Annotated in this window: 15 protein-coding genes; 4 read left to right on the top strand and 11 right to left on the bottom strand. The window is 61.4% G+C overall.

Annotation, left to right across the window (positions count from 1 at the left end; translation table 11 throughout):
• Positions 1 to 48 precede the first annotated feature (48 nt).
• From flgL to flgB, 11 genes are read right to left on the bottom strand one after another with little or no spacing between them, the layout of a single operon-like run.
• The gene (flgL, locus tag ACGK9R_RS00075) at positions 49 to 1,305 is read right to left on the bottom strand and encodes a flagellar hook-associated protein FlgL (protein ID WP_394577528.1); all 1,257 of its coding nucleotides are present in this window, start codon (positions 1,303 to 1,305) and stop codon (positions 49 to 51) included.
• A 13-nt stretch (positions 1,306 to 1,318) separates the two neighbouring features.
• Positions 1,319 to 2,929, bottom strand: a complete 1,611-nt coding sequence (flgK, locus tag ACGK9R_RS00070; RefSeq protein ID WP_394577527.1) for a flagellar hook-associated protein FlgK — start codon at positions 2,927 to 2,929, stop codon at positions 1,319 to 1,321.
• A gap of 60 nt (positions 2,930 to 2,989) precedes the next feature.
• Positions 2,990 to 4,024 carry a flagellar assembly peptidoglycan hydrolase FlgJ gene (gene flgJ / locus ACGK9R_RS00065; protein ID WP_394577526.1) on the bottom strand — a complete coding sequence of 345 codons (1,035 nt, stop codon included), beginning with the start codon at positions 4,022 to 4,024 and terminating at the stop codon, positions 2,990 to 2,992.
• The gene (locus ACGK9R_RS00060; protein WP_394577525.1) at positions 4,024 to 5,142 is read right to left on the bottom strand and encodes a flagellar basal body P-ring protein FlgI; all 1,119 of its coding nucleotides are present in this window, start codon (positions 5,140 to 5,142) and stop codon (positions 4,024 to 4,026) included. Before ACGK9R_RS00060 ends, flgJ begins: the two co-directional genes overlap by 1 nt.
• Positions 5,143 to 5,163: 21 nt before the next feature.
• Positions 5,164 to 5,853 carry a flagellar basal body L-ring protein FlgH gene (locus ACGK9R_RS00055; protein WP_394577524.1) on the bottom strand — a complete coding sequence of 230 codons (690 nt, stop codon included), beginning with the start codon at positions 5,851 to 5,853 and terminating at the stop codon, positions 5,164 to 5,166.
• A gap of 34 nt (positions 5,854 to 5,887) precedes the next feature.
• A complete protein-coding gene (gene flgG / locus ACGK9R_RS00050) occupies positions 5,888 to 6,670 on the bottom strand; it encodes a flagellar basal-body rod protein FlgG (RefSeq protein WP_394577523.1) in 783 nt (260 codons plus the stop codon).
• A 30-nt stretch (positions 6,671 to 6,700) separates the two neighbouring features.
• Complete coding sequence (gene flgF / locus ACGK9R_RS00045) at positions 6,701 to 7,459, bottom strand: flagellar basal-body rod protein FlgF (protein WP_394577522.1); 759 nt, start codon at positions 7,457 to 7,459, stop codon at positions 6,701 to 6,703.
• A 29-nt stretch (positions 7,460 to 7,488) separates the two neighbouring features.
• Positions 7,489 to 8,865, bottom strand: coding sequence for a flagellar hook protein FlgE (gene flgE, locus ACGK9R_RS00040; protein WP_394577521.1), 1,377 nt, complete (start codon positions 8,863 to 8,865; stop codon positions 7,489 to 7,491).
• Between the two features lie 33 nt (positions 8,866 to 8,898).
• Positions 8,899 to 9,591 carry a flagellar hook assembly protein FlgD gene (locus ACGK9R_RS00035; RefSeq protein WP_394577520.1) on the bottom strand — a complete coding sequence of 231 codons (693 nt, stop codon included), beginning with the start codon at positions 9,589 to 9,591 and terminating at the stop codon, positions 8,899 to 8,901.
• Positions 9,592 to 9,593: 2 nt separating this feature from the next.
• Positions 9,594 to 10,004 carry a flagellar basal body rod protein FlgC gene (gene flgC / locus ACGK9R_RS00030; RefSeq protein ID WP_394577519.1) on the bottom strand — a complete coding sequence of 137 codons (411 nt, stop codon included), beginning with the start codon at positions 10,002 to 10,004 and terminating at the stop codon, positions 9,594 to 9,596.
• A 25-nt stretch (positions 10,005 to 10,029) separates the two neighbouring features.
• Positions 10,030 to 10,455 (bottom strand): flagellar basal body rod protein FlgB, encoded by a 426-nt coding sequence (gene flgB / locus ACGK9R_RS00025; protein WP_394577518.1) that lies wholly within the window; start codon positions 10,453 to 10,455, stop codon positions 10,030 to 10,032.
• A gap of 250 nt (positions 10,456 to 10,705) precedes the next feature.
• Here flgB and flgA point away from each other — a divergent pair, with 250 nt between their 5' ends.
• The 4 genes from flgA to ACGK9R_RS00005 all read left to right on the top strand — a co-directional run bounded on the left by flgA (position 10,706) and on the right by ACGK9R_RS00005 (position 13,034).
• On the top strand, positions 10,706 to 11,377 hold the full coding sequence (flgA, locus tag ACGK9R_RS00020; RefSeq protein WP_394577517.1) for a flagellar basal body P-ring formation chaperone FlgA: 672 nt from the start codon (positions 10,706 to 10,708) through the stop codon (positions 11,375 to 11,377).
• A gap of 100 nt (positions 11,378 to 11,477) precedes the next feature.
• Positions 11,478 to 11,744, top strand: a complete 267-nt coding sequence (flgM, locus tag ACGK9R_RS00015; protein ID WP_394577516.1) for a flagellar biosynthesis anti-sigma factor FlgM — start codon at positions 11,478 to 11,480, stop codon at positions 11,742 to 11,744.
• 4 nt (positions 11,745 to 11,748) lie between these two features.
• Positions 11,749 to 12,198 carry a flagellar export chaperone FlgN gene (gene flgN, locus ACGK9R_RS00010; RefSeq protein ID WP_394577515.1) on the top strand — a complete coding sequence of 150 codons (450 nt, stop codon included), beginning with the start codon at positions 11,749 to 11,751 and terminating at the stop codon, positions 12,196 to 12,198.
• A 95-nt stretch (positions 12,199 to 12,293) separates the two neighbouring features.
• Entirely contained in the window at positions 12,294 to 13,034 is a 741-nt protein-coding gene (locus ACGK9R_RS00005) for an SDR family NAD(P)-dependent oxidoreductase (protein ID WP_394577514.1), read from the top strand.
• Positions 13,035 to 13,372: the final 338 nt, after the last annotated feature.

Below are 13,372 nucleotides of genomic sequence, written 5' to 3'. Positions count from 1 at the left end.
AAAAAAGGCCACCGCGTGCGGTGGCCCATGGCGATAAAACCGCCGCCCTTACATATAGTTGAACAGCGACATCTTGCCCATATCGACGAAGGTGCGCTGGGAGGCCTGAAGCCCGACCTGGCGCAGGCTGTACTCGGAAATCGCCTCGACCATGTCCACATCGACCAGATCCGAGAGGGTCTGGGTATAGTTGAGCATGCGGTTACTGGCCACCGAGTCGATGACGTCGAGCTCGTTGAGCCTGGCGCCTGCGGAAGCGCGCACGGTGAGCGCATTGTCGAAGGCGTTGTCCAGATCGCGCATGGCGGTGCTGAGCGTGTTGCGAAGATCAGCCTTCTCAACATGGCTCTGGGCCGGCTGGTCGAGTACGCGAATGGCGCTTTCCATGGTCTTGAACAGATCCGGCTGGCGCTGGCCGTTTTTGGCCTGGCTGAGACTGATTTCATCTGCGTTTTCACCCAGCCCGCTCAGGGTAATACTCAGCCCGCCGAAGGAGAGGCGCTGAGGCGCATCACCGCCGGTGTAAGCGATATTGGTTTGGTCGGGCACCTCCGCCCATTCGCCCTCTACCCGGCGCTGAACGCTCAACGTTGGGGCCTCGGCCTCGCCGCCGAAGACGATACGGTAATCGTCGCCGTACCCTTCGTCATTGGCATCGCTGACCTGCGGGCCGGTGAAAACGACGCTGCCGGCGTTGCGCTCGCCGTCGCCGCGCACCGCTTCGCCGATGTAACCCGCGCCGCTGGCCACGCTCATGAAGACCGAGCGGCCGCTTTCGGCTACCGGCATATTGCGCGAGCCATCGATACGCTGCTCGCGAACGCTGTCGCTGCCCTGATACTGCATCGCACCTTGGGCGTTGGCGGCAAACGGCGGCGTATTGTCTCGATTGCCGCCGAACAGATAGCGGCCGTTGCCATCGGTGGCGTTGGCCTGACCGACCAGCGTCTGGTAAACGCCCTTGAGTTCGCTGGCGATCGACTGGCGGTCGGCATCGCTGAGCGTGTCGCTGGAGGCCTGAATGAGCAGTTCCTTGCCCCGCGTAACGACATCGGCGACGCTGTTGAGCACGCTTTCGGTCTGGGCCAGCGACGTGCGCGCCGACACGCGCGAATTGGTGTACTGCTCGGTCAGCGCTATCGACTGGGACACCCCGACCGCGCGCGAGGCTGCCTGGGGGTCGTCCGACGGATTCACGACTCTGCGAGTGCTGGCCAGTTGCTGACCGACCTTGAGGAAATCGGCCTGCTGGCGGTTGATGGAGGCCGAGCTCTGCTCGAACATGGTGACGCTGCTGATACGCATGGTGGTGCCTCCCTTAGCTGCGCAGGTTCAAGATGGTATCCATGATCGTGCCCGCGGTATCGATGACCCGAGCGTTGGCCATGTAGAACTGCTGATAGCGGATCAGGTTGGCCGCCTCCTCGTCAAGGTTCACCCCGGACTCGGACTGCTGGACCGCGCGCAGCTGATCGGTCAGCCCTTGACGCGCTTCCAGATTCACCTGGGTGATATTGGTACGGTTACCAACATCCGATACCAGTGCCCCGTAGGCACCGCTGAGCGAGGCGCGCCCGCCTACGATGTTGTCGCTCTGTAAATCCTGCAGCTTGCGCGCGTTGCGGTTGTCGCCGCTGGCGTCTTCCTCGCCTGCCGCGATCCGGTCCAGATCGCGAATGGCGGTTTCCATCCCCGCGCCGGCGCGGCGTACGGGTTGAACCTCGAAGCGATCACCGCTGGCGGGCTGACTGCTGAACGTCATTTCGATACCGCCGAAGGCGAGCGTTCCGCTCTGCCAGTCGCTCTCGACCGTTTGGCCATTATCCTTTCGAGTCACGACGGGTACATCGCCGTCAAACTTTATGGAGTAATCAACCGCCTTCAGCTCGGCGATATTGTCGGCATCGAAGCTCAACGTCGCTTCGGCCGAGCCAATGTTCTTATCATGGGCAAACCCCTGAGGCGCCCGAACCGAAAAAAAGTCGCCGCCCTGCTCACCGTTCAAGTCGATCCCTTGCTTATGCTGCTCGTTGAAGGCTACCGACAGCGATACGGCTATCTGGCCCAACTGGTTCTGGGTACGATCCAGCGTTTCAGCGCGAAAGCTCATTAGTCCACCGAGCGAACCGCCGGTAATGGTGGCCTCATCGAGCACGGTGGTTTTATTGGTACCGTTTCGATAACCGATCACCGTACGCTGGGGGTCGTTTTCTGCCGGAATCGCCTCCAATTTGAAGCTCGCGGTGCCGGTCACCAGCGGCTGGCCGTTAGGCAGGCTGATATTATAGGACTTGCCATCCTGCACGTTGAGCCGTAAATCCATGCGCTCGTTGAGCTCGGCGACCAGCTGGTCGCGCTGATTGAGCAGGCTGTTGGGCGCTTCACCGCTGCGGGCGCGGGCCAGCGAGATTTCGCGGTTGAAATCGGCGATCTGATCGACGGTGTTGTTGATCTGGGTAACTTCATCCCGAATCTGGCCATTGATGTTGCTTTGCATGTCCTGCAGATAGCCATCGAAGGAGCGAAACTGCGCGCTCAGGGTATCTGCCGCACCGATCACGCCTTGGCGCGCCGCCGGGTCCGAGGGCGCGCTTGCCAAGGCGTCCAGCGATGAGAAGAAGTCCTGCATCAGCGGCGAAAGCCCCGCTTCGCGATCCGCGAGCAGGTTATCGATCTGGCTGACCTGGTTGCTGTAGGTTTCGAGCGCACTCGACTGAGTTCTGGCGTTGTTCAGCTGGTTGGCCACGTAGGTGTTGAACTGACGCTCGATGGCGTCCACGCGCACGCCGCCGCCTACGCCGGTTTCGCTCAGTTTGGGCAGCTCGCGGTTGTAGCCTGGCGTAAACAGGTTACTGATGTTGTTGCTGGTGGCGCCCAGCGCTCGCTGCGCCGCGTTCAGGCCGCTCAGGCCGGTCGAAAACATGCTCATGGTTCAATCCTCAAGCCGATGCTTCTTTTATCGGCGGCTCGTTAAAAAGCTTTAACGGCGTTAGCGCGCGTCGGCGAGAAATTCCGGCCCGGCCGGGAGCGGGCCCATGGTGTTCATGATCGCGACGAGCTTTTCGGCGTAGCGCGGGTCGGTGGCGTAGCCGCCGCTTTGCAGCGCGCGCGCGGCCTGTTCTGCATTGGGAGCATCGACCACCCCTTTATAGCGCGGGTTGTTGCCGATCAGGCTGGCGTAGTCGGTAAAGGCGTGCTCGAAGGAGTCATACACCCGGAAGGTATCCACCATGCGGGTACGCTGGCCGTTGAGGTATTCGTGGGTGGCGATATCGGTGGTCGCACCCTGCCAGCGGCTGCCCGCCTTGATGCCGAACAGGTTGTGGCTGTTGCCGCCCTGATGGGTAGCGATTTCGTGGCGGCCCCAGCCGGTTTCGAGCGCCGCTTGGGCAAGAATCAGCTCGGCAGGCACACCGCTGGCCCGGCTGGCCGCTTGGGCCGGCGCGGCCAGCGTACTCAGAAACCGCTTCACATGATCCGGCGCGTTGGGATTGATGATCGGCGCGGTCGCGGCGCTCGCCAACGGCGTTTGTGCGCCGCCAGTCTGCTCCGGCGCTACTCGGCCCTGGCGAATCGCCTCGAGCTCTCGCAGGAAGCGTCCGCTCTCCTCTCCTACGCCACCACCGGGCTGAAGCGGGTCGTCCAGCACGCGGGGGGTGCCGCGGGGGATACCGGCGATCAGCGCCTGAAGCTCGTCATCGTTTTGCGCGCTGCCCTTGAGCGCGCCCTGACGCGTGAGCTGCTCGACCAGCACGTCGGCAAGGCCCACGCCTTTTTCGGCGATGACCTGGGACCACTGCTGATCGAGCATTTGCTGGTAGGTATCGCCGGCGCTGCTGTTCAAAAGCCCGCCGGAGGGAATGGCGTCGCGCATGCTCTTCATCATCATCTGCACGAACAGCGCTTCGAACTGCTGGGCCGCCCCCTGGGCGCCGGCTTCCGGGTCGAGGCGAGCATTGTGCTGAAGCCGCTGAAAGCCTTTTATATCGAAGGCGAGCTGGTTGGCCGGACTGTTGACGCTCATCAAATCACCTCGAGCTCGGCGCGCAGCGACCCGGAGGCCCGGAGCGCTTCGAGAATCGACATCAAATCCTGGGGCGTGGCGCCGAGTGCGTTCAGGGCGTTGACCACCTCGCTCAACTGAGCGCCCTCGACGATCTGCAGGTACGCTTCCTGTTGGTTGATATCGATATCCGTATTGGGCACCACGACGGTGTTGCCTTGGCCAAGCGGCGCGGGTTGGCTGACGCCGAACTGGGTATCGATGACGATCGACAGGTTGCCGTGGGCGACGGCGGCCTGGCGCAGGGTGACGGCGCTGTTCATCACCACCGAGCCGGTACGCGAGTTCAGCACCACCCGCGCCGGCGCATCCATCGGCGTGACCTGCACGCTCTCCACCCGCGCCATGAAGTTGACCCGCGAATTGGCGTCCATCGGCCCGTCGAGGGCGATCACGCCGCCGTTGCGCGCGTAGGCGACCGACTGGCCGAATTCACTGTTGATCGCGCTGACCACGCGCTGGGCGGTGCCGAAATCCGGGGTGTTCAGCTGAAGCTCCAGAAGCCCGCCGTTGGCCCCCAGGTTGAGCGCTACTTCGCGCTCGACCAGCGCACCGTTCGGAATGCGCCCGGCCGCCTGCTGGTTGATCTGCACGCTGCTGCCGCCAGCCTGAGCGCCGGCGCCGCCGACCAGCATGTTGCCCTGAGCGATGGCGTAGGTATCGCCGTCGGCGCCTTTCAGCGGCGTCATCAAGAGCGTGCCGCCGCGCAGACTTCGCGCGTTGGCGATCGAGGAGACGACGATATCCAGACGCTGGCCCGGGCGAGCAAACGGCGGCAAGTCCGCCGTGACCATGACCGCGGCGACGTTACGCAGCTGCAGGTTGGTGCCCGGCGGCACGCTTACGCCGAGCTGCGAGAGCATGTTGGTCAGGCTTTGGCTGGTGAACGGGGCCTGGGTGGTCTGGTCGCCGGTGCTGTCGAGGCCGACCACCAGCCCGTACCCGACCAGCTGGTTGTCACGCACGCCGGCAAAATTGGCAAGCTCACGCACGCTTTCGGCCTGGGCGCTACCCGCCACCAGCCAAAGCGCGACCAGCGCCACGGTCTTGAGCCGGCGCTTGAGGTTGAATGTCGTCATCATCACTCTCGTCTCAAGCGCCTAGAACGGCGACACGTTGAGGAAGAAGCGCTGCAGCCAGCCCATGTGCTGCGCTTCGTTGATGTAGCCATCGCCCACGTACTCAATGCGCGCATCGGCCACCTGGTTGGACGGCACGGTGTTGGCCGCGGTCACCGTTTGCGGGTTGACCACGCCGGAGAAGCGGATGAACTCGGTGCCCTGGTTGATCGCGATCTGCTTCTCGCCGCGCACCCGCAGGTAGCCGTTGTTGAGCACCTCCAGCACCGAGACGGTAATCGTACCGGTCATGGTGTTGTTCGCCTGGGTGCTGCCGCTGCCGGCGAAAATGTTGTCGCCGGCGACGTCGAAACCGTAGTCCTCGAGAAAGTCGATGATCTCCGGAATCTGGGCGATATCGAGCGAGCTCGAGCCGCTGCGGTTGGCACTCGACTGGGAGTTCTGGCTGGCGCTGACCTGTTCGTTGAGCACGATGGTCAGGATATCGCCGATCGCCCGCGGGCGGCGATCCTCGAACAGCGGGTGGTAGCCACGCCGCGACTGATAGATGGCGCCGTTGGCCACCGCCGGGGGGCGGTCGACGATGTTGATGTACTCCTGCTCGCCGACCACCGAAGCGCGCGGTATCTGGGCACACCCGGCCACCAGCAGCACCAGGAGCGCCACGGCGAGCTGCGCCAGGCGACGAAAAAAAACGGTTTGTAGCGGCATCGAGCGACCCGGGTTTACGATCTGGCCCATGGGATTAGAGCTGACTCAGCCGCGCCAGCATTTCGTCGCTGGTGGAGATCGCGCGGCTGTTGATTTCGTAGGCGCGCTGGGTCTGGATCATGGCAACCATCTCCTCCACCACGTTGACGTTGGAGGTTTCGACGAATCCCTGGAACAGCCGCCCGGCGCCGTTGTTGCCGGGAATGTCCTGGTTCGGCGCGCCGGAGGCACCGGTTTCCAAGTACAGGTTGCCGCCGATGCTCTCGAGCCCCGTGGGGTTGATGAACGACGTCAGGGTAATCTGACCCACGTCGGTGTCCTGAGCGACACCGGGCTGGCGAACGCTGACCGTGCCATCTTCACCAATGGCGACCGACAGAGCGTTGGGCGGCAGGAAAATCGCCGGCTCCAGCGGGTAGCCGTTAGCGGTGACCATCTGGCCATTTTCGTTGAGCTGGAAGCCGCCGTCGCGGGTATAGCCGATCGTACCGTCGGGCAGCAGCACCTGGAAAAAGCCTTCACCGTTGATGGCGAGATCGCGCGAGTTATCGGTTCGCTCAAGCCCGCCCTGGGTATGCAGGCGCTCGGTCGCCACGGCGCGCACGCCGGTACCCACCTGCATGCCCGAGGGCAGACGGTCCTGAATGTTGTTCTGAGCGCCGGGCTGACGCATGTTCTGGTAGAGAAGGTCCTCGAACACCGGCCGCGAGCGCTTGAACCCGTTGGTGCTGACGTTGGCCAGATTGTTGGAGATGACGTCGAGCTTGGTCTGCTGCGACTCGAGGCCGGTCTTTGCCGTCCACAACGACTTGATCATGGTGTCTGTCCTTTAATCGGGCGGCTGGGGTCAGCCCTGGAGTGAGAGCATGCTGTTGGCGCGCTGGGCGTTCTCGTCGGCATTGCCCAGCACGCGCATCTGCATGTCGTAGCGGCGCTGTACGTCGATCATCGAGACCATGGCGTCCACGGCGCTGACGTTACTGCCTTCCAGCGCTCCGCTCACCAGCCGGGCGGTTTCATCGGCGGGGAGTACGCCGGGTTCACCTTCCTCGCCCGGCGGTGCGCGAAAAAGACCATCGTCGCCACGCGTAAGCGCCGCTTCATCCGGGGTGACCAGTTTGATGCGGCCAACGTCCACCAGCGCGTTCGGGCCTTCCCCCTGAGGAATGGCGCTGATCGTACCGTCGGCGCCGATCGACACCTGCGCCCCCTGGGGCAGCGCGATGGGCCCGCCTTCGCCCATTACCGGCCGCCCCATGTTCAAGAGCACGCCGTCGCTGTCGAGCTGAAGATCGCCGCGGCGGGTGTAGGTTTCGCTGCCGTCCTCGGCGAGTACCGCAAGCCAGGCGCCGCCCTGCAAGGCCACATCCAGCGTGCGGCCGGTGAACTCGATAGGCCCCTGGGAGAAGTCGCTGCCCGGCGTCGTGGTGACCGCCGAGACGCGGGTCTCGAGCGGCCCCGCGCCCAGCACGGGCACCGAGCGCGCCGCCTGCAGCTCGGCGCGAAAGCCCGTGGTCGAGACGTTGGCGAGGTTGTTCGTCACCACCGACTGCTGGTCCATGGCGTTCTTCGCTCCGCTCATGGCGGTATACAGCATTCTATCCACGCGCTACTCCCTCCCGCTGGCGGCTGTCATCACAGGTTGATGATGGTCTGCAGGAGCTCGTCCTGGGTGCTGATGGAGGTCGAGTTCGCCTGGTAGGCACGCTGGGCAACGATGGTGTCCACGAGCTGCTTGGCCAGATCGACGTTGGAGTTCTCGAGGACCCCGGACTCGATCGTACCGAAAACGCCCGCCCCGGCGGTGCCGATGATGCCGATACCCGAGGCGTTGGTCTCACGCCAGGCGTTGTCACCGATGGACTGCAGGCCTTCGTTATTGGCAAAGCTCGCCAGTACGATTTGACCGGCATCGCGACGCTCTTCGTTGGTATAGGTGCGGATTACGCGGCCTTCACGGGTGATCTCCAGACCGGCCAAGCTTCCCGAGGTATAGCCATCTTGAGTCAAGGTGTTTTGCACGGAGTTATTATTGAATTGCGTCGTGCCCTCCAGGTCGATAGTAAACTCGACCGCTGCCGCGCCACCGCCTGGCTGGTAGTTGATCGTGGCGAGACTCGCGCCCTGACCAGCCGTGCCGCCTACGGCAATACCATTAACCGGACGAATGGCGGCGACTTCATTATCGGCATTACGCGGTAGCTGACCGTTACTGGTGAAGTCGATCGCAAAGGCGTTGTTCCCATAATTGGTGACTGCCCCTTGGTTCGCCCCCCCATTAGGGCCGACCGCACGGGAAAATCCGTCGATTCTACCGTCAATCGCAACTTGCGCTATCCATTGGTTGTTAGCACTTTTGAGAAAGTAGGTCGATACGGTATGGTTATTCCCCAGCGAATCGTAAGTAGTGTAACTATTGGAATAATGGTAATTAACGTTCATTTCCTGACCGTTACCGCCAACAATGCTTGCGGACTGCACTGGACTATTGGCATCGCCTTGGCCAACCACCGTACTGGCGTTGAGGTTATACGTTGCCGTTACGCTTGCAGTTGCATTAGCGGGTATATCATCAGCCGCTATTTGAAGAGGTTGAGGCGCACCTCCTGCGACCACTGGAGAGAAAGGGTCATCGGGATCCGACAGTCCATAGCCCGTTAACTGATGACCAGACGCATTTACCAGATACCCTTGGTTATCCTGACTGAACTGGCCATTGCGGGTATAAGCAGTTTCACCGTTCGTCAATTGAACGCGGTAAAATCCCTCACCGGCGACCGCCAGGTCGAGCGTACGCCCTGAGGACTCAAGATCTCCAGCGGTAAAGTCCTGACGCACATCGGCTATCTTGACCCCCAATCCCACTTGACCGTTAGCGCCGGCGAAGACGTCCGCGAAAATGGCGCTCGAACTCTTGAAACCAACAGTTTGGGAGTTTGCAATGTTGTTGCCCAGAATTTTCAGGTTCTGTGACTGTGCATTAAGACCACTCAATGCTTGTGAAAAGCTCATTTCGTTCTCCTGGAAGCGTTAAGTACTGCTAAATCAAAGAATTTGTTTGACATCATTCAGGCTGACTTGGCCGTATATCGCTCCCAGATCAAGCCTTACATCGCCACCCTTGTTGGGCGTGACACTATTGACGAGAGCGTAGTTGAGCGGTGCTGCCTCGATCGCCTCACCTTCGCCATCGGTCGCTGTCAACTGAACGGTGTAGCGGTTGCTCGCTACCACCATCCCCTGGTCGTTTCGGCCATCCCAGCTAAACGACTGAACGCCTGCGTCCACCGCTCCCAGGTCATAACGTCGAATGACCTCGCCCCCCTGGCCGGTGATCGTGGCCTGCACATTGGCGGCGGGCCGGGAAAGCTCGATACCGAACGGCGTGGAGTAGGGCACACCGTCCCCATCCTGTTCGAGCATGATCTGCCTACCCGGCACCATCACGCCTTGTCCGATCAGGCTGCTTGCCTGAAGCGCCTTGTTGGCTTCCATCTGGCTGGTGATACCCTGAAGCGTGGCGTTGAGCTGCTCGATGCCGCTGACGGTATTGATCTGGGCGAGCTGCGACGTCATTTCCGCATTGTCCATCGGATTGAGCGGATCCTGATTCTGCAGTTGGGTAACCAGCATCGTCATGAAGCTATTGCGCAGCTCTTCGGACTGCTTAGGCTTCAGTTGCGCGCCGTTGCCAGTGCCGTTGATGGCGTTCAATACATTGGGATCAAAGGTATTCATGTTCAGCCCTCACCCAGTGACAGCGTTTGCATCATCATCTGTTTAGTGGTGTTGAAAACCTCGACGTTGGCCTGGTAGGAGCGCGAGGCGGAGATCATGTTGACCATTTCGTGCACCGGCTCGACGTTGGGCTTGGCGACATACCCTTCGTCGTCCGCCGCCGGGTGGTTTGGCATATACGCCAGGCGTAGGGGAGACTCATCCTCGACGACGTCGGTGACGCGCACGCCGCCGACGCCGTAGCGGTTGTTCTGTGCCTGGGTTTCGAACATCACCTGTTTGGCGCGGTAGGTTTCGCCATCGGGGCCAGCAATACTGTCGGCGTTGGCCATGTTGCTGGCGGTCACGTTCATCCGCTGCGCTTGGGCGCTCAGCGCGGAGCTTGCGATATCAAAGGCTGAAAACATCGACATGGTGGTTTATGGCTCCTGAGCCGGATTATTCCGGCTGCATCGCGTTCTTGAGACCCTGAATGCGGCTGTTCATCATCGTCAGCGCCGCCTGGTAGCGCACAGCGTTGTCGGCGAACTGCGAGCGCTCGCGATCCATGTCGACGGTGTTGCCATCGAGACTGGGCTGGTCGGGCACTCGATAAAGAAGGTCCGTATTAGTGCTCTGCCAAGCGCTCCCCTGAGCGGAGATATGACGCTCGGAGGTACGCGCAAGCGATACGCCGCCGCGCTGCTGGGCAGACGATCCGGCATCGACTGCTTTTTTGAGCTCGCTGGCAAAATCGATATCGCGCGCCTTGAAGTTGGGCGTATCGGCATTGGCAATATTGGCCGCCAGCACTTCGTGGCGCGCCTGACGAAGGCCCAGCGCGCGCTGATGAAAGTTGAAGGCAGACTCCAGGTGGTCGAACATGCGTCCTCCGCTTGCCGGGAAGCAAAGATAATTCGGATATTTCTGAGGGTGCATGATAGGCAAGGCGCTCTCAGCCTAAAGCATGGAACAAATGCCTTTTAACCCATCATTTCGCATGATTCGGTATTGCCTTTTACATTAACATTTTGCTCACTGGCCGCTGCTTCCGGCGGCCTCCTTCTTTTTCTTTTCAAGCGATGCCTTCATGCCCCGTTCGAAGCTCCTCACGCCTTGGCGTGCGTTACCTGTCATGAAGCTGGCACTCTTCCTGGCGCTTTGCCTGGCGGGCAGTGCCAGGGCAAGCGCTGATGACACGGCGCTCATCGAGGCGGTACAGTATTTTCTTTATCAGCAGACGCAGACGTTGGGGCAGGAAGTGGCGATCGACGTATCACCACCTTCGCCTCATTTACCCGTTTGCGTCGCGCCGGAGCCGTTTCTTCCTAACGCAAGCCAGGCACCGCTGGGGCGGGTTTCGGTCGGCGTACGCTGCGGCGAAGCGCGTCGTCAGGTGCGCTATCTGCAGGCGCAGGTGGACGTGATCGGCAGCTACGTGGTCGCCGCCCAGGATATCGCGCGCGGCACGCTGATCACCGGCGCCATGATCACCCACCGCCAGGGTAATCTGGGCGACCTGGCCAACAACGCGCTGACCAACGAAGAGTCGATTATCGGCATGGTGGCCCAGCGCCCCATTCGCAGCGGCGATGCCTTTCAGGCACATGCGCTGCAGGCGCCGGAAATGGTGGAACGCGGTCAGCGCGTGACGGTCATAGCTCAGGGCGCTGGCTTTCGCGTGACGCGTGAAGGGGAGGCGCTCGAAGGGGGTGCGCTCGATGCGCGCATTCGCGTGCGTTTTGATACCCGCGAGCTCGTGACCGCACGCATTACCGGCAACGGTGTCGCGACCGTAGATTTTTGAGTCAACGTCTAAAGTCCTCCAGAATGGCGCCGATACCCTATATAACGGCATGGAGCTTGGGCGTTTAACGCGCCTTAACGTTGACGACGAGGCCTCTCACGTGAAAATTGACAATCTGAATCCGCTGCTACGTACCCAACAGGCACAGCAGCGCGACGACACTCAAAAAGTTAGCGGTGCTCGCCCTTCACCCGAAGGCCATACCGCCCGCGAGTCCACGCGCCTGAGCCAGATGCACATGGACGACTCCCAGGATATCGATACGGCCAGGGTGGAAGAGATTCGCGACGCCATTCGTGAAGGGCGTCTTGAAATCCGCGCCGACCGTATCGCCGACAGCCTGATCGCTCAGCTAAAAGAGTCTTGAGACCATGAGCCTTTCCCGTTTGCTTTCGGAACAGCACCAGCGTCTGGATGAGCTTCTCGAGCTGCTGTCCAGCGAGCAGGCACAGCTGGCGAAGGGTGAAATCGACGGCGAGGCGCTGGCAACCACCGCCGACGCCAAACAGACTCTGTTGAGCGCGCTGGATCGAATGGAAACCCTGCGCCGCTCGACTCAAACGCGGCTGGGCTACGACGACGATGCTAACGGCGCTTTCGAGGCCGCGGCAGATGCCCAGTGTGAACAGAGCTGGACGCATTTTCTCGATAAAACCGAGCGCGCCGCGCGCATGAACGCGCTGACCGGCGAGATGCTCTCGATGCGCATGCAGCACAATCAGGATATGCTGAACTACATTCAGCAAATCGCTGAAAAAACGCTTTACCAGCCCAATGGTCGAAACAAGGCTCCCTCCAGCCGTCTCAATACCTCCGCCTGACGCCCCTCGTAAAACCAGACGTCCCTTGTAAACATAGACAAACCCTGCCCAAGCCGCTTCACTGGGAACACTCACGTTCTGAAAGGGAGCGCCGAATGCTCGACTACTTACCGAAGGATTTTACCGCGGTCGTAACCGGCGCTAGCGGCGGTATTGGCCACGCCGTTATCGAGGCGCTTCTCGCGTCGAGCAAAGTCGGCAGCGTCATTGCCGTTAGTCGGCGCGCGATAGATAGATCGGATACTCGCGTGACCGCGCTGGCGGCGGATGTGACAACCGAGGAGGGCCTTGAGAAGCTGAAAGAAACACTCGGCGAGCGCAGGCTTGATTTTCTCTTCAACGCCGTGGGCGTGCTTCACGACGATACACACGATATCCAACCGGAAAAGCGGCTCGAGCAGTTCGACGCCGATGCCTTCGCCCACGTCATGCACGTCAACGCCGCCACACCGGTACGGCTTTTGGCGACGTTCCATAACGCAGTGAAAGGATCGCACCCCTGTATCGTGGCCAGTTTATCGGCGCGCGTCGGGTCGATCGGGGATAACGGCTTTGGCGGCTGGTACAGTTACCGGGCCAGCAAGGCGGCGCACAACATGCTGATGAAGACCGCCTCCATCGAGCTTGGCCGGCTCAACAAGAACGCCATCGTGTTATCCCTGCACCCCGGCACCACCGATACCGCGCTCTCCAAACCGTTTCAAGCCCGGGTGCCTGAGAACAAACTTTTCACCCCCGCTTTCGTCGCCGAGAGCCTGTTGAGCGTTATCGATCAGCGCACGCCAGAGGATACGGGTAGTTTCTGGGACTGGGCGGGTGAGCGGATTGAGTGGTGAGAAGGTGTGAGGGCGTGAATCGTGAATCGTGAATCGTGAATCGTGAATCGTGAATCGTGAATCGTTCAGAGCATAAGGGTGGGAGCAGGTGTCAGCCAGCGATGCGCCGCCGGTGGTCGGGCAGGAGCCTGCCCACAGCAGGATTCTCCTGTGGGGGGGCGCTTCAGCGCGCGAATGGCACCGTCAGGTGCCCTGGCGGGGCCCCCCGTCGCGAGCTGAAGCGCCCTCCCACACCCTGCACACAATCCCTTTCCCGTACCTGCCTTCCACGCACGACACTTTCCACGCACGCATGAAAAATCCCCCGCAGCCTGGGGCCACGGGGGATTCTTCGAAGG

This window comes from Halomonas sp. HNIBRBA4712, assembly GCF_043558675.1.
Lineage (GTDB): Bacteria > Pseudomonadota > Gammaproteobacteria > Pseudomonadales > Halomonadaceae > Vreelandella.
This window is presented reverse-complemented; position numbering and strand designations above follow the sequence as displayed.

Excerpts from the sequence above, each read along its gene's own strand:
- ACGK9R_RS00035 (WP_394577520.1), bottom strand. The coding sequence starts at position 9,591 with ATGAATACCTTTGATCCCAATGTATTGAACGCCATCAACGGCACTGGC.
- ACGK9R_RS00055 (WP_394577524.1), bottom strand. The coding sequence starts at position 5,853 with ATGCCGCTACAAACCGTTTTTTTTCGTCGCCTGGCGCAGCTCGCCGTG.
- flgL (WP_394577528.1), bottom strand. The coding sequence starts at position 1,305 with ATGCGTATCAGCAGCGTCACCATGTTCGAGCAGAGCTCGGCCTCCATC.
- flgB (WP_394577518.1), bottom strand. The coding sequence starts at position 10,455 with ATGTTCGACCACCTGGAGTCTGCCTTCAACTTTCATCAGCGCGCGCTG.
- ACGK9R_RS00060 (WP_394577525.1), bottom strand. The coding sequence starts at position 5,142 with ATGACGACATTCAACCTCAAGCGCCGGCTCAAGACCGTGGCGCTGGTC.
- ACGK9R_RS00005 (WP_394577514.1), top strand. The coding sequence starts at position 12,294 with ATGCTCGACTACTTACCGAAGGATTTTACCGCGGTCGTAACCGGCGCT.
- flgK (WP_394577527.1), bottom strand. The coding sequence starts at position 2,929 with ATGAGCATGTTTTCGACCGGCCTGAGCGGCCTGAACGCGGCGCAGCGA.
- flgJ (WP_394577526.1), bottom strand. The coding sequence starts at position 4,024 with ATGAGCGTCAACAGTCCGGCCAACCAGCTCGCCTTCGATATAAAAGGC.
- flgA (WP_394577517.1), top strand. The coding sequence starts at position 10,706 with ATGAAGCTGGCACTCTTCCTGGCGCTTTGCCTGGCGGGCAGTGCCAGG.
- flgC (WP_394577519.1), bottom strand. The coding sequence starts at position 10,004 with ATGTCGATGTTTTCAGCCTTTGATATCGCAAGCTCCGCGCTGAGCGCC.
- flgN (WP_394577515.1), top strand. The coding sequence starts at position 11,749 with ATGAGCCTTTCCCGTTTGCTTTCGGAACAGCACCAGCGTCTGGATGAG.
- flgG (WP_394577523.1), bottom strand. The coding sequence starts at position 6,670 with ATGATCAAGTCGTTGTGGACGGCAAAGACCGGCCTCGAGTCGCAGCAG.
- flgE (WP_394577521.1), bottom strand. The coding sequence starts at position 8,865 with ATGAGCTTTTCACAAGCATTGAGTGGTCTTAATGCACAGTCACAGAAC.